An 18,872-nucleotide genomic window follows, 5' to 3' on the forward strand; every position below is an offset into this window, starting at 1 on the left:
GAACCGGCCCCTTGTGTTCGATGGTGAGGTAGGAAATGCAGCGCCGCGCATCCACCTGATAGGGTGCGACGATGGCGCCCGTGGGGCAGGCGTCGATGCAGGCGGTGCAGCTGCCGCAGCTGGCGCGGGTGCCCGGTTCCGCCAGCGGTTCGAGATCGGCGCTGCTGTAGATGGCGCCCAGGAACAGCCAGTTGCCCGCCTTGCGGCTGAGCAGGTTCGAATGCTTGCCCTGCCAGCCGAGGCCGGCGGCTTCGGCCAGCGGCTTTTCCATGACGGGGGCGGTATCGACGAACAGCTTCACCGGCTCTGCGCTGGCCGCCATCAGCCAGCGGGCGAGCGCCTTCAGCCGGGATTTGACCACATCATGATAATCCCGGCCCAGCGCATAGACGGAAATGGTGGCGAGATCGGCCCGGGCGAGATTGCGCGCCGGATCGAGCGCGGGGGTGTAGGGCAGGCCGAGCGCGACGACCGAGCGGACCTCAGGCCAGAGGCCCGCCGGGCTGGCCCGCTGGTCTGCCCGGGCTTCCATCCACAGCATGTCGCCGTGACGGCCTTCGGCCAGCCATTGCCGCAACCGCTCGCCGGCCATTGGGGCGGCATCTGCCGGGGCGATGCCGAAGGCGGTGAAGCCAAGCGCAAGCGCCTCGGCCCTGAGTTTTCCGGACAGGCCGGCCTCCGCCGGCGGGCGCTCAGAAATCGAGCTTGTCATAGTCCGGCGGCGGGCGGATGCCCTCCATCCGGTCTGCCAGGATGGCGCGGAAGGAAGGGCGGGACTTCAGCGCGGAATACCAGACCTTCGCCTGCCCATGGCCGCGCCAGTCGATGCCGCCCAGATAATCCGCCACCGAAATCTGCGCGGCGGCGTTGATGTCGGCGATGCCGAAGGTGGGGCCCGCGATCCAGCGGTTGTCGTCCAGCAGGTCGTCCACATATTGCAGGTGCAGTTCGGCGGCGCGGTTGGCGTTGCGGATGGCGATGCCGTCGGGCATCTCGCGGCTGACGATGCGCTTGTACATGCGTTCCGCCAGCAGCGGCGCCGTCACTTCGGAATAGAAGCGCTGGCCGAACCAGTGGGCAAGCCGGCGCGCCTCTGCCCGCTCTGTCGCGCCGCCGCCCACCAGCGGCGGGCGTTCCACCGTTTCGTCGAAATATTCGATGATCGCGCTGCTGTCGCACAGCACCATCTGGCCGTTTTCCAGCACCGGGGTCTGGATCGCAGGGTTCAGGCGCGAAAGCGTTTCCCCCCGTTCCCACGGGTAGGCGGCCACCAGTTCGGCGGACACGCCCTTTTCGGCCATGGCAAAGCGCACGGCACGGCTGAACGGGCAAAGAGGAAACTGGTGGAGGCGCCACATGTTGCAGTCCCTATTAGCGCAAGGATTCGCGCGCGCCAGCGGCTTGATTCGCCCCTGGTGGCGGCGAGGCCGAATTCGATCGGGGTTGCGCCAATGTGGCAGCTTGGAAAGCGGCACGGCCGATGCTAGCGCACCCGCAGGAAGGGAGCCAAAGACCATGGATCTTGCGTTCAGCCCCGAGGAAGTCGCGTTCCGCGACGAGGTTCGGGCATTCATCGCCGAAAACTATCCGGCCCACCTGCGCGGCAAGCAGGACGAGGGCGAGGAACTGGGCAAGCAGGACATGCTGGCCTGGCACAAGATCCTGGCGAAGAAGGGCTGGGCGGCGCCCGCCTGGCCGACGCAATATGGCGGCCCCGGCTGGACGGCGACGCAGCGCTACATCTTCTCGGAAGAAAGCGCCCGGGCAGAGACCATTCCCCCGCTGCCGTTCGGCATCAACATGGTGGGCCCGGTGATCTACACCTTCGGCACGCCGGAACAGAAGGCGCAGCACCTGCCGGGCATCCTGTCCGGTGAGGTGTGGTGGTGCCAGGGCTATTCCGAGCCCGGCTCCGGGTCCGACCTCGCCAGCCTGCGCACCCGCGCCGAGCGCGTGACGGAGGACGGCAAGGACTATTATATCGTCAACGGCCAGAAGACCTGGACGACGCTGGCGCAGCATGCCGACTGGGGCTTCTTCCTGGTGCGGACGGACGCGACGGCGAAGCAGCAGGAAGGCATTTCCTTCCTGCTGATCGACATGAAGACGCCGGGCATCACCGTGAAGCCGATCATCACGCTGGGCGGCGAGCATGAAGTGAACGAGGTGTGGCTCGACAATGTGAAGGTGCCGGTCGAGAACCGCGTCTATGAGGAAAACAAGGGCTGGACCTGCGCCAAGTTCCTGCTCGCCCATGAGCGCACGGGGATTGCGGGCGTCGCCCGATCCAAGCGCGGGATCGAGAAGCTGAAGGCGATCGCCAGGGCCGAGCAGGACGGCAGCGGGCAATCGCTGCTGGCGAACCCCTTCTTCCGCCGCAAGGTGGTGGAGCTAGAGACCGACCTGTCTGCGCTGGAGTTCACCGAACTGCGCACGTTGGCGGGCGAAGCCTCTGGCAAGGGGCCGGGACCGGAATCCTCGCTGCTGAAGGTGAAGGGCACGGAAATCCAGCAGCGCATCACCGAACTGGTGCTGGAAGCGGCCGGCAACTATGCCGCGCCCTATTTCCGCGAATTCCCGGATGGCTCGAACGAATATCCGATCGGGCCGGAGTTCGCGCACCGGTCTGCGCCGACCTATTTCAACATGCGCAAGACCAGCATCTATGGCGGATCCAACGAGATCCAGCGCAACATCATCGCGAAAATGGTGCTGGGCCTCTGAGGCCCGGCATCTGACCACATCGATTCCGGGAGGGTTTCTTGGACTTCAACTTCACCGAAACGCAGGGGATGCTGCGCGACACGCTGCGCCGCTACCTGTCTGACACCTATGATTTCGACAAGCGCGCCGCCATGCTGAAGCGCGATGGCGGACGGGATCCGGCCGTGTGGCAGGCACTGGCGACCGAGCTTGGCATCCTGGGCGCGGCGCTGCCCGAAGCCTATGGCGGCTTTGGCGGCGGGCCGATCGACAGCATGGTGCTGATGGAGGAATTCGGCCGCGCGATCGCGGTTGAACCCTATGTCTCTAACGTGGTGCTGGGTGCCGGCGCGCTGGTTGAAACCGGCGGGGCGAAGGCCGAGGCGCTGGTGCCGGGCATCATCGGCGGCGAGGTGATCGTGGGCGCGGGCTTTTACGAGCCGCAGGGCCGCTACAACCTGGCTGACCTGAAGACGACGGCGAAGGCCGATGGTTCGGGCTGGACGCTGAACGGCCACAAGGCCGTGGTGGTGGCAGCCCCCTATGCGACGCATCTGCTGGTGACGGCGCGCACCGGCGGCAGCCAGCGTGAGGCAGCCGGGGTTTCGCTGTTCCTGGTGGAGGCGAACGCCAAGGGCGTGGTGCGGCGGGATTACCCCTGCGTCGACGGCTATATGGCGAGCGAAGTCTATTTCGAGAACGCGAGCGTCGGGCCGGATGCGCTGCTGGGCGCCGAGGGCGGCGCGCTGCCGCTTGTCGAGAAGCTGGTGGATCATGCCGCCATGGCGCAGTGCGCGGAAGCGACCGGCGCAATGAAGCGGCTGCACGAGCTGACGCTGGATTACGCCAAGCAGCGCAAGCAGTTCGGCAAGGCCATCGGCGAGTTCCAGGTGATCCAGCACCGGCTGGTGGACATGTTCATGGAGGCCGAGCAGGCGCAATCCATGACGCTGATGGGCACGCTGCGGCTGGACGACGCCAATCGCGCGAAGTGGGTGAGCCAGGCCAAGGCCAAGATCAACAAGGGCGCCCGTGCGCTGGGCCAGTGGGCGGTGCAGACCCATGGCGGCATCGGCATCACCACCGAGCTGGCGGCGGGCCATTACTTCAAGCGGCTGTCCATCATCGAGAGCCAGTTCGGCGATCTCGATCATCATCTGGGCCGGTTGGAAGCGGGGCTGCTGACCGAAGCGGCCTGACGCGGGCCAGCCGCGCACTTCTCCTTCCCCGCCATTCAGGATAGGGTGGCGCGGGAAGGAATCTGCCCTTGCTCGATCATGTGACGAGGCAAGACAGGATCGACCTGGCCAGCGAACCGCCGTTCGATCTGGGCGGGGTTCATGTGATTCCCGCGCTTCTGCAGGTGGAATGGGACGGCTCCTCGCTGACGCTGGAGCCGCGCGTGATGCAGGTGCTGGTGGCGCTGGCGCAATCGGCCGGCCGGGTGGTCAGCCGGTCTGAACTGGTGGACCGCTGCTGGGACGGGCGGATCGTGGGCGAAAATGCGATCCAGCGGGTGATTTCCCGTATCCGGCACCTCGCTGCCGAGGTTGGCGGCTTTGAACTGGAGACGATCACCAAGGTCGGCTACCGGCTGCGACCGCTTTCCGCGACACCGGATGCGTTCCCCGAAACCGATGCCGCGCCGACGCCCCGCGAACGGATGGGTCTGAGCCGGAGAGGAATGGCTATCGGCGGCCTTGCCGCAGCCGGTGTGGCCGCCGGCCTGTTCGCCTGGCGCGCGATCGGCGCCGACAAGCCCGATGCGGAAGCCGCGCGCACGCTTGTCGCCCGTGGCCGGGATGCGATGGGCTGGGGCCTGAGGGTGCAGAACGAACAGGCGATCGCCTATCTGCGGCAGGCGACGCGGCTGGATCCCGGCTCTGCCGAGGCGTGGGGCGCACTGGCGCTTGCCTATCAGCATGCGCTGGAAGGCGAGGAAGGCGCGGCCCAGCAGGCGCTGGCCGACTGGACGGGAAGCGCATCGCGGCGGGCGCTGGCGCTGGACCCCGGCAACATGGACGCGAGCGTGGCGCTGGCCACCATTCCCAGCAACTTCCGGCAATGGGCCGCGAACGAGGCGCGGCTGCGGGCGTTGATGGCGGCGCGGGGCGGTCATTCGGCGGCTGAAAGCGCGCTGGGCTGGCTGCTGTGCGACACCGGCCGCTGGCAGGAAGCGATCGGCTGCTTCCGCCGGGCGTTGGCGCCTGAGCCGTTCGTGCCCGCGAACCAGCTGATCCTGGCCTGGGGGCTTTGGGGTGGTGGGCAGATGGAAGAGGCGGATCGCATCCTGGAACAGGCGTTTCAGCTGTGGCCCCAGCATCGCGGGATCTGGCAGACGCGGTTCGAATTCCTGGCGCTGACGGGCCGGGCCGGGCAGGCTATCGCCCTGATCGATGACGAGCGGCGCTGGCCGGTGACCGCCCCCGACAGCGAACCGCCACCCTACCCGATCCATCGCCGCTTCGCCGTGGCGATGAAGGATGGGGCGACGCCTGACGTGCGGGACGCCTTGATCGAGGAGATCGCGGCCGCGCGCAGTGCGCTCGGCACGATATCGGTCGTGAACTATCTGGGCGCGCTGGGGGCGGTGGATCGCTGCTTCGAGGTGCTGGAGGCTTTCTATTTCGGGGGCAATGGCGCGCCGGCTCCCGGCCCGCTGTCGCGCCGGAAGACGTCGATCCTGTTTTCCGCCAAGGGGGAGCCGCTGCGGACAAGCCCGCGCTATCGGGGGCTGCTGACGCGGCTGGGGCTGGATGCCTATTGGCGGGAAACGGGCTCGCGCCCGGATCGGGCGCTTCCGGCCTGACGCACGCCGGGCGGCTGAAATCAGCCCGGCATCAGCAATTCATCAGGGCCGTTGAGTGGGCTCTGCCGCTGGTTTCGCCTTTGCTGCCGCCAGCCGGTGCGCAGTCAATGGGGGCGGCGTCCGGCGGGGAGACAGGGCATGAAGTTCGGATTCGCAGCCGCAGCCGGCATCGCCGCGCTGACGATGGCGCAGGCTCAACCCGCATGGGCGGCCATCACAGCAGAGGACGACCCCGTCCTGTTCTGGAATGAGGTTGCCGTGGGGTTGGTGCCCGGCTCTCCCCCGGCGCAGACGCGCATCTATGCCATGGTGAACATCGCCATCCATGATGCGGTGAACGCGACGGCCGGGCATGTGAACAACCCCTATCTGCGCGGTGTGCAGACGCCGGGTGGCGACAGCCGGGCCGCCGCATCCAAGGCCGCGCGGGATGTGCTGGTGGCGCTGAACCCCGGCAATGCCGCGCAATATGACGCTGCGCTGGTGGCGAGCCTGGCGCTGGTGCCCGATGGCGCGGCCAAGACCGCCGGCTTGCAGACAGGCGCGGCCTATGCCGGCGCCGTGCTGGCGCGCCGGGCGAACGACGGCGCATCTGCAGTGAGCAGCTACTCCCCCGATGGCACGCCGGGGAACTGGGTGCCGACAGCGCCGGCCCCCGCCGCCCTGCCGCATTGGGGCGATGTGACGCCGTTCGGGATGACATCGGGCGATCAGTTCCGCCCCGGGCCTCCGCCCGCGCTGGACAGCGCCGAATATGCGGCGGCCTTCAACGAGGTGAAGGAATGGGGTAGCGCCGGAAGCCTGCTGCGCACGGCGGACCAGACGGCGAGCGCGCTGTTCTGGGATGCAGCCAATGGTGCGCCCTGGCTGCGCATCGGCCTGCTGGTGGCAGAGGATGAGCCGAAGACGACGCTGGAATTCGCCAGCAGCTTCGCGCTGCTGACAACCAGCCTCGCCGATGCGCTGATCGCCGGGTTCGACGCCAAATATGAATATGCCCTGTGGCGGCCGATCACCGCGATCCGCAACGCCGATCTGGACGGCAATGATGCGACCGTCAGCGATCCGAACTGGAATTCGCTGTTCGCCGCGCCGAACCACCCCTCTTACCTGTCCACCCATTCCGCCTTGTCGGGCGCTGGGGCCGGAATCCTGATCGCGCTGTTCGGGGATGATCATCAGTTCGAATTCTCGATCGGGGGCGACTCGCGGGCCTTCACCAGCATCACCCAGGCCGCGCTGGACGGCGCGAACAGCCGGCTGTGGGGCGGCATCCACTTCAGCTTCGACAATGCGGCGGGTCTGGTGACAGGCCAGCAGATCGCGGCGCAGGCGCTGGCGGGCAATGCCTTCAACGCGGTGCCGGAACCGGCCGCCTGGACAATGATGATCCTTGGCTTCGGGCTGGTGGGCGCGATCCACCGCCGCCGGGCGACAGCGGCGGTCCGGCCGGCCTGAAGGGGGCAGCGCCGGCGGCCCCTGTTCAGTTGGCCGCCGGCGTTTCCCTTGCGGAGACATGGTTGAGCGCGATCACCCATGTTCCGCCCCGCTTGCGCATCAGCCGGGTGTTGATGCCGATCTGCGGATTGCCGGGGCGGTCCAGCCGGTAATTGCTGATGAGCTGCGCCGCATCCGGGGCCAGCATTTCGACCCGGATGTTGCTGAACGCCAGCGTGCCGCGTGTCTCTGCCGAGGCGCCATAATCGCGGATGTAGTGGTCGAGCGTTCCCTGCCAGTCCTTCTGGAACTCTCCGCGGGAGACGAAGATGACGTCCGGGTTGGCGAAGCCCGCCATGTAGCCGTGGAAATCGCCCCGGTTCCAGGCGACTTCCATGGTGCGGATGACGTTCACGATAGCGGCCTTTTCGGCCTCGTCGTCGCGGTCGCGCGGGTCGGGCGTTTCCGCCTGCACATGGTTCAGCGTGACCACCCAGCGGCCGTCGCGCCTGCGAACGACGCCGGAAAACAGGCCGCCGTCGGTCCGGCCGTCGTCCCACCTCAGGTCGAAGCGGGCGATCAGCTGCGCGGCTTCCGGGGAGAGCATCTGGATGTCGAACTGCGAGAAGGTCAGGTGGCCGCGCTTGCCGGGCGCGCCGCCATAATGCTTCAGGTAATGCTGAAGTGTCGCCTCCCACCCCGGCTGACGCTTCCCGCGCGAGATATAGGCGATGTCCGGGTTGGCGAACCCGGACATGTAGCCGCGGAAATCCCCCCGGTTCCACGCCTCCGCCATGCCCAGCAGCATGGCGGAGATGGCGGCGATCTCGTCGCCGCCGGCGCGGGCAGCCAGCGGCAGCGCGGCCAGCGGCAGGGCCAGCAGCGTGCGGCGGTCAGCCGGCATCGGCGGCCTTCGCGGGTTTCGCCTTTTCGGCGGCGATCCAGCCCCGGACTTCGGATTCCAGCACCGGCAGCGGCACTGCGCCAAGGCCCAGGATGGTGTCGTGGAAACCGCGCTGATCGAACTTCGCGCCCAGTTCCGCTTCCGCCTCCTTGCGCAGGTTGCGGATGGTGATCTCGCCCAGCTTGTAGGCCAGCGCCTGCCCCGGCCAGCTGATGTAGCGGTCGACCTCGTTGGTGATTTCGAGGTCTGACAGGGCGACATGCTCCTTGAAATAGGCCAGCGCCTTGTCGCGGCTCCAGCCATATTCGTGCATGCCGGTGTCGATCACCAGGCGGACGGCGCGCCACATCTCGTAGGTCTGGCGGCCGAATTCTTCGTAGGGCGTTTCATAGATGCCCATCTGCTGGCCGAGCCATTCGGTGTAGAGGCCCCAGCCTTCGCCATAGCCGGAGAAGTAGAGATCCTTGCGGAAATCGGGCCGCGCCTCGCCTTCGCGGGCCAGCGCCGCCTGGAAGCTGTGGCCCGGCGTGCATTCGTGCACGGCAAGCGCGGGCAGGGTGTAGAGCGGGCGCTGATCCAGCCGGTAGGTGTTGAACAGGCAGTTATCCAGCCCGCCGCGCCCGCTGGTGTAGATTGGGGCGATATCGGCCGGCACGGCGACGATGCCATGGCGGTAACGGGGCAGCTTGCCGATGGTTTCGTTCATCCGCCCGTTCGCCTTCATCACCGTGTAGGAGGCGGCGGCCAGCAGTTCCTTCGGCGTTTTGGCGTAGAATTGCGGATCGGTGCGCATGAAGGTGAAGAATTCCGGCAACGTGCCCTTGAAGCCGGAGGCCTTCATGGTCGCTTCCATGTCGGCCTTGATGCGCGCCACTTCCTTCAGGCCGATCTCGTGGATCTGCTTCGCCGTCAGGTCGGTGGTGGTGTATTCGCGGATCTGCGAGGCGTAAAAGGCGCGGCCATTGGGCATTTCCGATGCGCCGATCGTGGGCCGGGCGCGGACCATGTAATCCTCGCGGATGAACTTCAGCAGCCTGGCATAGGCAGGAACTGCGGCTTCGTTGATGGCTGCGAGCGCGTCTGCGCGCAGCTTCGCCTGCGTCTCTGCCGGGATGCTGTCGGGCATCTTCGCGAACGGGGCATAAAGCGCGTTCGCCTCTCCGGCGGCCGTGTAGGGCACGATGGTTTCGTCGCGGCCGACGAGCGTCATCTTCGGGTTGGAGAAGCCGCGCGCAAGGCCCGCCTTCATGTTCACCGTCTGCTCGTCGAAATAGCGCGGAATGTCGCGAATGCGGCTGATGTAGTTGCGATACTGATCTTCCGAGGAGAAGCGGGTGCCGGCGTAGGGCGCGAGCGTCCAGAAGAAGGTGTCGGTGTTGAAGGGGATTTCATAGAGCTTCCAGCGAACCTCGTTCGACTGGTTCTCGATCATGGTGCGGAACACCTGCGCATTGATCTGTTCCGCGTGGGAGAGCTGATCGAAGGGGATCGAATCCAGCTCTTTCAGCACATTGTCCCAATAGGCGAGGCGGGCGGCCTGCGATTTCGCATCGACGCGGGGCAGGCGGCCGCCTTGCGCGCCACGGCCGGGGCCGCGTTCCTGTTCCTTCAGCCGCCACTGATATTCGGCATCATACAGGGCCTTCAGCCGCGCGTCCGCGCTGCCGGGTGCCGGGGCCGCAGCGGGAGCCGCCGGGGCCGCCGCGACGGGCGTGGGCAGCAGGGCCATCGTGGCGGCAGCGGCTGCGGCCGCAAGCAGGGCGGTGCGGGCGCCAAGCGGCCGGGCGATTCGAGTCAGGCCTTGTTCAACCGGGTGCGCCAATATTGCCTCCATGAAATCTCTGCTTGTTGCGACTGGTCTTGGGCTTTCACTTGCCGCGTGCAGCACGACGGGCTGGTCGGAAGCGCCCTATGAGGACCGCGGCTATGCGACGCGGCCGCCGGTCGCTTGGTGGGGCCGGGACGCCATGTCCGTCAATCTCTTCTTCGAGCCGCTTGCCAGTTATGGCAGCTGGGGGCTGCATCCGCACTATGGCCGGGTTTTCTATCCATCGGTCATGGCGGGCTGGCAGCCCTATCGCGCCGGATACTGGCGGCAGGATCCGCGATACGGCCGCATGTGGGTTTCGGGCGAACCCTGGGGCTGGGCGACCTACCACTATGGGCGCTGGGGCCGGGACGACCGGATGGGCTGGTTCTGGGTGCCGGATACGCGCTTCGGGCCGGGCTGGGTCGATTGGCGGACCAGCGGGGATTATGTCAGCTGGTCGCCTCTGCCGCCCTATGGCTGGAGCAGCCGGGGCTATGGCTGGGGCAATGACTGGTGGAGCTATGCGCCCGCCTATTGGGCCTGGCGGCCGGGCATGCAGCAGCATGTGCGACCCGGGCGGCCGGGCTATCCGGCCTATCCCGATCGGCCCGGCAGGCCTGACCGGCCCGACCGCCCGGACCGGCCGGTTGACGGCAGGGAGGTGACGCCGGTTCCGCCCAACGTCCATCCCCGTTCCAGCCCGGCCTATACCGGGGGGCAGCGCCATCCCCGCAGCGATCAGGCGACTGTGGGCGGCGAGCGGCAGCCCCGCGCGGGCTGGCAGGGCGGAGAGCGCGCCGGCCGGCCCCCGGCCGAGGCCGGGCGCCATCCCCGCAGCGCGCCGCAACAGCCCCGGGCCGCCGATCCGGGGCGGGCGCAGGCGCAGAATTCTCCCTCGCCGCAGGTTCGCGAGGCCCCGCAGGCCCGCGAAATGCAAAGAGCGCCTTCCCGGGAGCCGGCCCGTGGCCGCGACGTGCCGTCGCGGGCCGCCGACGACTGAGCGCTGACGCGCATTTTCAGGGTTGCATGGCCCTTGTGCGCCGCACAATATGTGCGTGCTGCAAGGGGAAAATGTGACGTCACGCGCATTCGATGAGACCTATGGCTTCGGCCCCTACCCCGGCGGGGCAGGCGCCGGCCCCCTGTTCGGGGCAGACGGGCAGGGCCCGGCGGTTCGCCCGCCCTATGCCGAGGTGGAGCGCTGGCTGAAGAGCGCCCCGCCCGACCTTCTGGAAACCCGCCGGCGGCAGGCCGAGCTGTTCTTCCGCCGCATCGGCATCACCTTCGCTGTCTATGGCGACCCGGACGCGAGCGAGCGGCTGATCCCCTTCGACATCATCCCGCGCGTGCTGGCGGGCAGCGAATGGGCGAGGATGGAAGAGGGGCTGAAGCAGCGCGTGCAGGCGCTGAACATGTTCCTGGCGGATGTGTATGGCCCGCGCGACTGCATCCGGGCGGGGATCGTGCCGGAAGAGCTGATCCTGCTGAATCCGCAATATTGCCTGCCGCAGGTGGGCCGCCGCCCCGCCAAGGACGTGTGGGTGCAGATTGCCGGCATCGACATGGTCCGCACCGGGCCGGACGAGTTCTTCGTGCTGGAAGACAATGCCCGGACACCGTCCGGCGTGTCCTATATGCTGGAAAACCGGGAGGTGATGCTGCGGCTGGTGCCGGAGCTGATCCATGCCGTTTCGATGGCGGGCGGGCTTAGGCCGGTGGAAACCTATCCGGAAACGCTGCTGGAAACGCTGACATCGGTTGCGCCGAACAACTGCAACGGGGAGCCGTGCCTGGCGCTGCTGACGCCGGGCATCCACAACAGCGCTTATTATGAACACAGCTTCCTGGCGGACAAGCTGGGGGTCGAGCTGGTGGAAGGCTCAGACCTGTTTGTCCATGGCGACATCCTCTACATGCGCACCACCGAAGGGCCGAAGCGGGTGGACGTGCTGTACCGCCGGGTCGATGACGATTTCCTGGACCCGCTGATCTTCCGCGCCGACAGCGTGCTGGGGGTGCCGGGGCTGGTGAATGCCGTGCATGCCGGCAACCTGACGATCACCAATGCGCTGGGCACGGGCATCGCGGACGACAAGGCGATCTACAGCTATATGCCGGACATCATCCGGTTCTTCACCGGGCGCGATCCGATCCTGCACAATGTGCCGACCTGGCGTTGCCGGGAGCCGGAGGCGCTGTCCTATGTGCTGGACAATCTGGCCGAGCTGGTGGTGAAGGAAACCGACGGCTCTGGCGGCTATGGCATGCTGGTTGGGCCGCATGCGACCGAGGCGCAGCGGCAGGAGTTTGCCGCAAGACTGAGGGCCAATCCGCAGCATTATATCGCGCAGCCGACGCTGGCGCTTTCCACCTGCCCCACGCTGACGGCGTCTGGCGTGGCGCCGCGCCATGTCGATTTGAGGCCGTTCGTGCTGACGGGGGCGAACGGCAGCCAGATCGTGCCCGGCGGGTTGACCCGCGTGGCGCTGAAGGAAGGATCGCTGGTGGTGAATTCCAGCCAGGGCGGCGGCACCAAGGACACCTGGGTGGTGGACATTCCGGGGGATGAAGGCTGATGCTCTCGCGTTCGGCATCGAACCTTTACTGGATGGGGCGCTATCTGGAGCGGGCCGATTTCCTGTGCCGCCTGATCGACGCGACCGTGCGGCTGGCGTCTCTGCCGGCGTCGCACGGGGGGGCGGCGCCGGCCTGGGAGAGCGCGATCCAGTCCGCGGCGGTGGCCGAGGCCTTCCATGAGCGGAACCTGCCGGTCGACGAAGCGAATGTGGGCCATTTCCTGACGCTGGACACGGAAAACCTGAGCTCGATCCGGCGCTGCCTGGAGGCGGCGCGGAACAATGGCCGGGCGGTACGCACCTCGCTGACGCTGGAGACATGGGAGGCGGTGAACGACGCCTGGCACGAGATCCAGCGCTTCGGCAGCGGCATGCCGGACAGTTCGACGCTGGTGCGGCTGGTGGACAGCATCAAGAATTCGCTGCTGATGTTCGACGGCGCCGCGCACCGCACCCAGCTGCGCGAGGCGACCTACTGGTTCCTGCGGCTGGGGACGACGGTGGAACGCGCCGACAATACCGCCCGCCTGCTGGACGTGAAATATCACCTGCTGCTGCCCCGTTCCGAACCGGTTGGCGGGAGCCTTGATTATTTCCAATGGACGACGCTGCTGCGGACCGTGTCTGCGCTGACGGCCTATCGCTGGGTGTATCGGGAATCGGTGAAACCCTGGCTGGTGGCGGACCTGCTGATCTTCAACCGGGCGATGCCGCGATCCCTGATCGCCTGCCTGGAGGATGCCGTGTGGCTGCTGGACCAGCTGGCGGCGACGCGGGGGCGGCGCGGGCCGGCGAACCGGATCGCCGCCACCTCGCTGAGGGCGCTGGCCGGCAGCGACATCGACCGTCTGTTCCAGTCCGGCTTGCACGAGTTTCTGGAGCGGTTCATCATCGAGAACAATCGCCTGGGCGACGCCATCGCGGAGCAATATCTGTTCTGATGCAGCTGCTGATCGATCATATCACCCGCTACACCTATTCCGAGCCTGCGGCGGGGATCGTTCAACTGCTGAAGCTGACCCCGCGCGACAGCGAATGCCAGCAGGTGGTGAGCTGGCGGATCGATGTGGACGCCGACGGCTGCCTGGTGCCGGGCACCGACTGTTATGGAAACCTGGTCCACAGCTTCTATGCCGACCGGCCGGTGGACAGCCTGACCCTGCATGTGACGGGCACGGTGATCACGGCGGATCATGCCGGTGTCGTGCAGGCGCTGGACGAGCCGCTGCCGCCCCGGTTGTTTCTGCGGGCGACGCCGCTGACGGCGATCACGCCGCCGATCAAGGACTTTGCCGAGGGTTTCCGCCGGGACGAGACATTGGCGACGCTGCATGCGCTGATGCTGGGCGTGCACGAGCGGATCCGGTTCGAGACCGGGGCCACGGAGCCGCAGACCGATGCCGACGCCGTGCTGTGCCTGGGGCGGGGCGTCTGCCAGGATCTGTCGCAGCTGTTCGTCGCCGGGGCGAGGAGCCTGGGCATTCCGGCGCGCTATGTTTCGGGCCATTATGCCGCGCCCGATCATCTGGAGCAGGAAGCCGCCCATGCCTGGGCCGAAGCGCATGTGGACGGGTTGGGCTGGGTGAGCTTTGACCCGACGCACGCTGTTTCCGGCACGCCGGGGCATGTGCGTGTCGCCGTGGGGCTGGACAGCCGGGAGGCGGCGCCGGTGCGCGGCAGCCGGCGTGGCGGCGGCGCCGAATCGCTTGCGGTGGGCGTGCTGGGGCGGCAAGCGAAGCCGGCGCGGCAGAACCAGTCAGCCATGGGCCAGACACAGGGCCAATAGGCCGCCGCGGCCGATAAGGGGGCGTTGCCGGATGACCTATTGCGTGGGCCTGCTGGTGAAGGAAGGCCTGGTGATGATGGCCGATACCCGCACCAATGCGGGGATCGACAACATCTCCACCTATCGCAAGCTCCGCGTGTTCGGGGAGGACGGCAAGCGCATCATTTCCATCGCATCCGCCGGATCGCTGAGCACGACGCAGGCGCTGGTGAACCGGCTGAATGAAGGCGTGATGATGCCCGGCAACGAGGAGCCGGAGTTCCTGGAGACGGCGCCGACGATGTTTCGCGTTGCCCAGATCGTGGGTGAGGCGATGGTGGGGGCGAAGAAGGACATCGAGGCCGTGGTGCAGCAGCAGGAGGGCGTCGATATCGGCGTGACCCTGCTGGTGGGCGGTTCCATCGACGGGCGGGCGCCGCGGCTGTTCCTGATCTATGGCGAGGGCAATTTCATCGAGTGCGGGATGGACACGCCCTATTTCCAGATCGGGGAGCTGAAATATGGCAAGCCGGTGCTGGACCGGATGCTGAATTACCGCACCCCGCTTTCGAAGGCGATCAAGATCGGGCTGGTGAGCATGAACAGCACGATGCGATCGAACCTGGGGGTTGGCCTGCCGATCGACATGCTGGTGGTGCGGCCGGGGCAATCGACGGCGGCCTTGACCCGGATCGAGGACAGCGACCCCTATTATCACGACCTGGGCACGCGGTGGGCCAATGCCCTGAAAGAAGCGCTGGAGAGCATTCCGGACCCGGATTATCCCTTGCCCGGCGAAGTGGCGGCGAGGCGGTAGGAGCTGCGCCGGAGGGGCGATTTTCCAAACGGCTGAAACAGGTTATTGTGAAGTCAGGGAGGACTTCATGATGACCAATATCGCACCTGCTGCCCGCGCGCCGGCGCATCTGTGGATCGTCGGCGTTCTGGGGATCATCTGGAACGGGTTCGGCGTTTACGATTATCTGATGTCGAAGCTGAAGGGCGTCGACTATTTCCGGCAGATGGGGATGACGGATGCCCAGATCGCCTTTGCGCAGGGCTATCCCGTGTGGATGAACGCAGTGTGGGCGATCGGTGTGTGGGGCGGGCTGCTGGGCAGCGTGCTGCTGCTGTTGCGGCGGCGGGCGGCGGCGCCGGTGTTCGCGGCCTCGTTGATCGCCTATCTGGTGAGCCTGTTCTATACCTTCTTCCTTTCGAACGGCCGGGAGGTGATGGGCGGCACAGCGCCGATGCATGCCGTGGTGCTGGCGGGCTGCCTGTTCTTCGCCTGGTATTCGCGGGCCATGGCAAGAAAGGGAGTGTTGAAATAGCCGCCTTCGCCGCATGATCGCCCAAGGGCCGCAAAGGCCCATGGGGAGGTTTTCATGCGACTGAAGGGCAAGTCCGCCATCGTGACGGGCGGGGGCAGCGGCATCGGCCGCGCGACGGCGATCGCGCTTGCGCGGGAAGGCGCGGCCGTGATGGTGACCGACATCGACGACGAGGGCGGGCAGGAGACGTTGGCGCTGATCGGCAAGGCGGGCGGGAAGGCCGCCTATCGCCACCAGGACGTGGTGGAGGAGGACGGCTGGCGCGAGGTGGTCGCCGAAACGGTGCGGTTGCACGGGCATCTGGACACGCTGGTGAACAATGCCGGGATCGGATCCGGGCAGATGATCCTGGAGATGAGCCTGGAGGCCTGGAACCGGCAGATCGCCATCAACCTGACCGGCGTGTTCCTGGGGGTGAAGCATTCGGTGCCGGCGATGCGGGCGCACGGGAAGGGCGGGTCCATCATCCACATCTCGTCCGTGGCTGGGCTGGAAGGGTCGGCCGGACTGGCCGGATATTGCGCGACGAAGGGCGGCGTGCGGCTGTTTTCCAAGGCGGTGGCGAAGGAGTTCGCCGCCGACCGCATCCGCAGCAACAGCGTGCATCCCGGCATCATCGACACGCCGATCTGGACCAAGATCGACGAAGGCGGGCTTTCGGGAACGATGGAATCGCTGGGCGGGGCGCCGGGCGCGAACCGGCCGCCGATCGACGCCATCGCCATGCTGAACACCCCGCTGCAGCGGGCCGGGCAGCCGGAGGAGATCGCGGCGGGGATCGTGTTCCTGGCGTCGGACGAATCCGGGTTCATCACCGGATCGGAACTGGTGATCGACGGGGGGTGGACGGCCTGAGGGCGGCCGCCCCATCGTTCAGCTTTTCGCACTTTTCGCACTCGTGCGGTTGGAATGGCCTGGTTGCGGCCGCGTTTGGTGCGGGCAATCAAGGGGTGCGGACGGACATTGGAAAGAGCGGCGGGAGGTTAGCGGGTACGGGGCTTGTAGGACAGCGGCGGGGCGGATTGGTGGGTCAATTCCCGGGGCCTTCGACAGGCTCAGGCTGAGCGGGTGGTGAGGTTTGGGGGGGTGCCGCTGGGGCCTTCGACGGGGTCAGGTTGAGCGGGTGGTGAGGTCTGGGCGGGTTGCCGCTGGGGCCTTCGACAGGCTCAGGCTGAGCGGGTGGTGAGGTTTGGAGGGGGTTGGCGGCTTGGCCTTCGACGGGCTCAGGCTGAGCGGGTTTTGAGGTTGTGAGTGGGTGGGAAGCGGTGTGGTGCCTGTCGGCTGAGCCCTTCCCCGCCCGCCGGCGGCCATTTTCGTTCAGACCCCTATTTCCAAACGCAGGCGTCCAGCCCCTCGTTTGCGACGACGCGGGTTCGGCCGGCTATGCGGTTGGCGTAGCGCTTGGTGTAGCGGCCCGGAGAGGCGGCGTCGCGTTTGATGGGTTGGGGGAGGATGGCGGCGAGGCGGGCGGCTTCGACGCGGCTCAGCTTGCTGGCGGGCTTGTTGAAATAGTGGATGGAGGCGGCCTGCACGCCGTACACCCCGCGGCCGAATTCGGCGATGTTGAGATAGACTTCCATGATGCGGGGCTTGCCCCAGATGAATTCGATCAGCACCGTGAACCAGGCCTCCAGCCCCTTGCGGATCCAGGTGCGGCCTGACCAGAGAAAGGCGTTCTTCGCCGTCTGCTGGCTGATGGTGGAGCCGCCGCGCAGCTTCTTGCCCTGCTTGTTGCGTTCCATCGCCTTTTCGATGGCTTCGACATCGAAGCCGCGGTGTTCGCAGAAGCGGGAATCTTCAGCCGCGATGACGGCGCGGGGGATGTGGCGCGACATTTCGCCGAGGCCGACCCATTCGCGGTAGATCCGCACATCGTTCAGATGATCGCGGATCATCAGGCTGGTGGTGGGCGGGTTCACCCAGCGATAGGCGACGACCCAGACGAGGCTGAGGGCCACCAGCCAGGCGAGCAGCTTCAGGATGAATTTCAGGATGCCGAACACAGGCCCTCCAGCGTGGTGGTGATGGTGCGGGCGACGACGGCGGCCCAGCGGCTGACGCCGGCTTCGGAGGTGAGGCCGTTCTGCCGGAGTTCGAAGCCGAGATAGGGAAGGCCGGCGGCTTCGGCATGACGATCCATCGTGTAGTTCAGGACCTGCCCCGAATAAGGCTCGTTCGCGCCGACGGGGCCGCCGAGATCCGGTTCGGATTCGAGGGCGGCCAGCGCGAGTTCGGCGGCGCGATAATCCTGGTTCCAGAGGATGGCGATCGGCCAGGGGCGCGGTGCGGGCGCGGAGGCGAGCGCGGGCGTGAAGCTGTGGATGGAGACGAGGAGCAGGGGCGGGCGGGCTGCGATCTGGTCTGCGAGGCCATTGTGGAAAGCGTGGTGGAGGGCGAGGCGGGCCTGCCGCGCGGGCTGCGAGAGGCCGACGTTGGCGGGGATGACGAGCCCGTCGCTCTTTTCCGGGATGGCATGATCGGGATCGCGGTTGCAATCGACGACGAGGCGGGAGGCGGAGGCGAGCCAGGCGCGGCACCCGAGCGTGGCGGCGACGGCGCGGGTGAGCGCCTCGGCGCCGATGTCCCAGGCGACATGATCGCGCATGGCCTCTGGCGGGACGCCGGGATCGAGGCCGGGGGGAACCGCGTTGGAGGCATGATCGCACACGAGGAGGATGCGGGGATCGTCTCCGTCGAGGAGGCGGGGGGCGTTGGGGTGCGTCATGCGGGGAAGCGGGGCTTGCGCTTGGCGAGGAAGGCGGAGACGCCTTCGGCGAAATCCGGGCCGGTGAAGGCTTCGTCGAACAGGGTGGTGCTGGCCTCGTCGTCGTCTGCCTGGCCCTCCAGGATGCGGCGGACGGTGGCGCGGGTGGAGCGCTGGGTGAAGGCGGAGACGGCGAGCATTTCGGCGGCAAGGGCATCGCCGGCCAGTTCCACATCGTCTGCCAGTTCCTCTGCAAGGCCGATGCGGTGGGCTTCGGCGGCGGGGATCAGGCGGCCGGTGTAGAGGAGGCGGCGGGCGTGGCCGGGACCGACGAGTTCGACCAGAAGGCGGGTGTCGTGGAGGGGATAGACGAGGCCGAGCTTTGACGGGGTGATGCCGAAACGGGCGCGGGGCGAGGCGATGCGGATATCGGCCGCCAGCGCGAGGCCGCAGCCGCCGCCGACGCAATCGCCATCCACGAGCGCGATGACGGGGATGGGCGCGCGGGAAAGGGCGAGCTGGGTGGCGCGGATCGCGGCCTGGTTGCGGGCGCGCCATCGGGGATCGGCAGAGCAGGCCGCGAATTCCGCGATGTCGGCGCCGGCGCAGAAGAGGCCGGGGTGGGCGGAGCCGAGGCGGAGGAGGCGGACGCCGGGGGTGGCGACGGCCTGCTGCACGAGGCGGGGAATGGTTTCCCACATGGCCTGATCGAGCGCGTTGCGCTTGTCCGGCCTGTCGAGCAGGAGGCGGGCGACGGGGCCATCGACGTCGAGCCGGACATGGGGGGAAAGTGGCGCTGTCATGCTGGGCCTGTTGTGGCAGCAGGGCGGGCC

At 67.3% G+C, this 18,872-nt stretch carries 18 protein-coding genes; 11 read left to right on the plus strand and 7 right to left on the minus strand.

Translation table 11 applies throughout. The features are described 5' to 3' along the window. Together queG and ACE3O8_RS08510 are read right to left on the minus strand one after the other, a co-directional pair. On the minus strand, positions 1-712 hold a 712-nt coding region (queG, locus tag ACE3O8_RS08505), incomplete at its 3' end, for a tRNA epoxyqueuosine(34) reductase QueG (protein WP_374388760.1). After that, entirely contained in the window at positions 693-1,358 is a 666-nt protein-coding gene (locus tag ACE3O8_RS08510; RefSeq protein WP_374388762.1) for a glutathione S-transferase family protein, read from the minus strand. The genes ACE3O8_RS08510 and queG, both read right to left, overlap by 20 nt. A gap of 157 nt (positions 1,359-1,515) precedes the next feature. Between ACE3O8_RS08510 and ACE3O8_RS08515 the strand changes: the two genes are divergently transcribed. The 4 genes from ACE3O8_RS08515 (at position 1,516) to ACE3O8_RS08530 (ending at position 6,970) form a co-directional block, all read left to right on the plus strand. Next, positions 1,516-2,724, plus strand: coding sequence for an acyl-CoA dehydrogenase family protein (locus tag ACE3O8_RS08515; protein WP_374388764.1), 1,209 nt, complete (start codon positions 1,516-1,518; stop codon positions 2,722-2,724). A 38-nt stretch (positions 2,725-2,762) separates the two neighbouring features. Next, a complete protein-coding gene (locus ACE3O8_RS08520) occupies positions 2,763-3,902 on the plus strand; it encodes an acyl-CoA dehydrogenase family protein (protein ID WP_374388766.1) in 1,140 nt (379 codons plus the stop codon). A 68-nt stretch (positions 3,903-3,970) separates the two neighbouring features. Then, positions 3,971-5,512 carry a winged helix-turn-helix domain-containing protein gene (locus ACE3O8_RS08525; protein WP_374388768.1) on the plus strand — a complete coding sequence of 514 codons (1,542 nt, stop codon included), beginning with the start codon at positions 3,971-3,973 and terminating at the stop codon, positions 5,510-5,512. A 138-nt stretch (positions 5,513-5,650) separates the two neighbouring features. Further along, positions 5,651-6,970 (plus strand): PEPxxWA-CTERM sorting domain-containing protein, encoded by a 1,320-nt coding sequence (locus tag ACE3O8_RS08530; RefSeq protein WP_374388770.1) that lies wholly within the window; start codon positions 5,651-5,653, stop codon positions 6,968-6,970. Between the two features lie 25 nt (positions 6,971-6,995). Here ACE3O8_RS08530 and ACE3O8_RS08535 read toward each other — a convergent pair whose 3' ends face one another. Both ACE3O8_RS08535 and ACE3O8_RS08540 read right to left on the minus strand, forming a co-directional pair. Then, the gene (locus ACE3O8_RS08535; RefSeq protein WP_374388772.1) at positions 6,996-7,853 is read right to left on the minus strand and encodes a DUF4440 domain-containing protein; all 858 of its coding nucleotides are present in this window, start codon (positions 7,851-7,853) and stop codon (positions 6,996-6,998) included. Continuing rightward, entirely contained in the window at positions 7,843-9,582 is a 1,740-nt protein-coding gene (locus ACE3O8_RS08540; RefSeq protein WP_374388774.1) for a DUF885 family protein, read from the minus strand. Before ACE3O8_RS08540 ends, ACE3O8_RS08535 begins: the two co-directional genes overlap by 11 nt. Before the next feature lie 103 nt (positions 9,583-9,685). Between ACE3O8_RS08540 and ACE3O8_RS08545 the strand changes: the two genes are divergently transcribed. From ACE3O8_RS08545 to ACE3O8_RS08575, 7 genes are all read left to right on the plus strand, one after another. Continuing rightward, entirely contained in the window at positions 9,686-10,663 is a 978-nt protein-coding gene (locus ACE3O8_RS08545) for a DUF6600 domain-containing protein (protein WP_374388776.1), read from the plus strand. Positions 10,664-10,805: 142 nt separating this feature from the next. Then, a complete protein-coding gene (locus tag ACE3O8_RS08550; protein WP_374388792.1) occupies positions 10,806-12,239 on the plus strand; it encodes a circularly permuted type 2 ATP-grasp protein in 1,434 nt (477 codons plus the stop codon). Continuing rightward, the gene (locus tag ACE3O8_RS08555; protein WP_374388778.1) at positions 12,239-13,180 is read left to right on the plus strand and encodes an alpha-E domain-containing protein; all 942 of its coding nucleotides are present in this window, start codon (positions 12,239-12,241) and stop codon (positions 13,178-13,180) included. The genes ACE3O8_RS08550 and ACE3O8_RS08555 overlap by 1 nt, the downstream gene beginning before the upstream one ends. Then, complete coding sequence (locus ACE3O8_RS08560) at positions 13,180-14,025, plus strand: transglutaminase domain-containing protein (RefSeq protein WP_374388780.1); 846 nt, start codon at positions 13,180-13,182, stop codon at positions 14,023-14,025. The genes ACE3O8_RS08555 and ACE3O8_RS08560 overlap by 1 nt, the downstream gene beginning before the upstream one ends. A gap of 31 nt (positions 14,026-14,056) precedes the next feature. Continuing rightward, positions 14,057-14,821: a peptidase gene (locus tag ACE3O8_RS08565; protein WP_374388782.1), complete on the plus strand. Its 765-nt coding sequence runs from the start codon at positions 14,057-14,059 to the stop codon at positions 14,819-14,821. 70 nt (positions 14,822-14,891) lie between these two features. Then, positions 14,892-15,335: a hypothetical protein gene (locus ACE3O8_RS08570; RefSeq protein WP_374388784.1), complete on the plus strand. Its 444-nt coding sequence runs from the start codon at positions 14,892-14,894 to the stop codon at positions 15,333-15,335. A gap of 54 nt (positions 15,336-15,389) precedes the next feature. After that, a complete protein-coding gene (locus tag ACE3O8_RS08575) occupies positions 15,390-16,190 on the plus strand; it encodes an SDR family NAD(P)-dependent oxidoreductase (RefSeq protein WP_374388786.1) in 801 nt (266 codons plus the stop codon). 470 nt (positions 16,191-16,660) lie between these two features. Here the strand turns inward: ACE3O8_RS08575 and mtgA are convergent, their stop codons facing one another. From mtgA to ACE3O8_RS08590, 3 genes are read right to left on the minus strand one after another with little or no spacing between them, the layout of a single operon-like run. Further along, positions 16,661-17,338, minus strand: coding sequence for a monofunctional biosynthetic peptidoglycan transglycosylase (gene mtgA, locus ACE3O8_RS08580; RefSeq protein ID WP_374388788.1), 678 nt, complete (start codon positions 17,336-17,338; stop codon positions 16,661-16,663). Next, entirely contained in the window at positions 17,323-18,060 is a 738-nt protein-coding gene (locus ACE3O8_RS08585) for an N-formylglutamate amidohydrolase (protein ID WP_374388790.1), read from the minus strand. The genes mtgA and ACE3O8_RS08585 overlap by 16 nt, the downstream gene beginning before the upstream one ends. Further along, positions 18,057-18,842: an enoyl-CoA hydratase/isomerase family protein gene (locus ACE3O8_RS08590; RefSeq protein ID WP_374388793.1), complete on the minus strand. Its 786-nt coding sequence runs from the start codon at positions 18,840-18,842 to the stop codon at positions 18,057-18,059. Before ACE3O8_RS08590 ends, ACE3O8_RS08585 begins: the two co-directional genes overlap by 4 nt. Positions 18,843-18,872: the final 30 nt, after the last annotated feature.

This window comes from Sandaracinobacter sp. (genome assembly GCF_041909755.1).
Taxonomy (GTDB): Bacteria; Pseudomonadota; Alphaproteobacteria; order Sphingomonadales; family Sphingomonadaceae; genus Sandaracinobacteroides.

What these genes read in the sequence shown, in the direction of transcription:
- ACE3O8_RS08535 (WP_374388772.1), bottom strand. Translation starts at nt 7,853, where the DNA reads ATGCCGGCTGACCGCCGCACGCTGCTGGCCCTGCCGCTGGCCGCGCTG.
- ACE3O8_RS08570 (WP_374388784.1), top strand. Translation starts at nt 14,892, where the DNA reads ATGACCAATATCGCACCTGCTGCCCGCGCGCCGGCGCATCTGTGGATC.
- ACE3O8_RS08555 (WP_374388778.1), top strand. Translation starts at nt 12,239, where the DNA reads ATGCTCTCGCGTTCGGCATCGAACCTTTACTGGATGGGGCGCTATCTG.
- ACE3O8_RS08565 (WP_374388782.1), top strand. Translation starts at nt 14,057, where the DNA reads ATGACCTATTGCGTGGGCCTGCTGGTGAAGGAAGGCCTGGTGATGATG.
- ACE3O8_RS08540 (WP_374388774.1), bottom strand. Translation starts at nt 9,582, where the DNA reads ATGGCCCTGCTGCCCACGCCCGTCGCGGCGGCCCCGGCGGCTCCCGCT.
- ACE3O8_RS08590 (WP_374388793.1), bottom strand. Translation starts at nt 18,842, where the DNA reads ATGACAGCGCCACTTTCCCCCCATGTCCGGCTCGACGTCGATGGCCCC.
- ACE3O8_RS08575 (WP_374388786.1), top strand. Translation starts at nt 15,390, where the DNA reads ATGCGACTGAAGGGCAAGTCCGCCATCGTGACGGGCGGGGGCAGCGGC.
- ACE3O8_RS08515 (WP_374388764.1), top strand. Translation starts at nt 1,516, where the DNA reads ATGGATCTTGCGTTCAGCCCCGAGGAAGTCGCGTTCCGCGACGAGGTT.
- ACE3O8_RS08545 (WP_374388776.1), top strand. Translation starts at nt 9,686, where the DNA reads ATGAAATCTCTGCTTGTTGCGACTGGTCTTGGGCTTTCACTTGCCGCG.
- ACE3O8_RS08530 (WP_374388770.1), top strand. Translation starts at nt 5,651, where the DNA reads ATGAAGTTCGGATTCGCAGCCGCAGCCGGCATCGCCGCGCTGACGATG.
- ACE3O8_RS08510 (WP_374388762.1), bottom strand. Translation starts at nt 1,358, where the DNA reads ATGTGGCGCCTCCACCAGTTTCCTCTTTGCCCGTTCAGCCGTGCCGTG.
- ACE3O8_RS08560 (WP_374388780.1), top strand. Translation starts at nt 13,180, where the DNA reads ATGCAGCTGCTGATCGATCATATCACCCGCTACACCTATTCCGAGCCT.
- ACE3O8_RS08585 (WP_374388790.1), bottom strand. Translation starts at nt 18,060, where the DNA reads ATGACGCACCCCAACGCCCCCCGCCTCCTCGACGGAGACGATCCCCGC.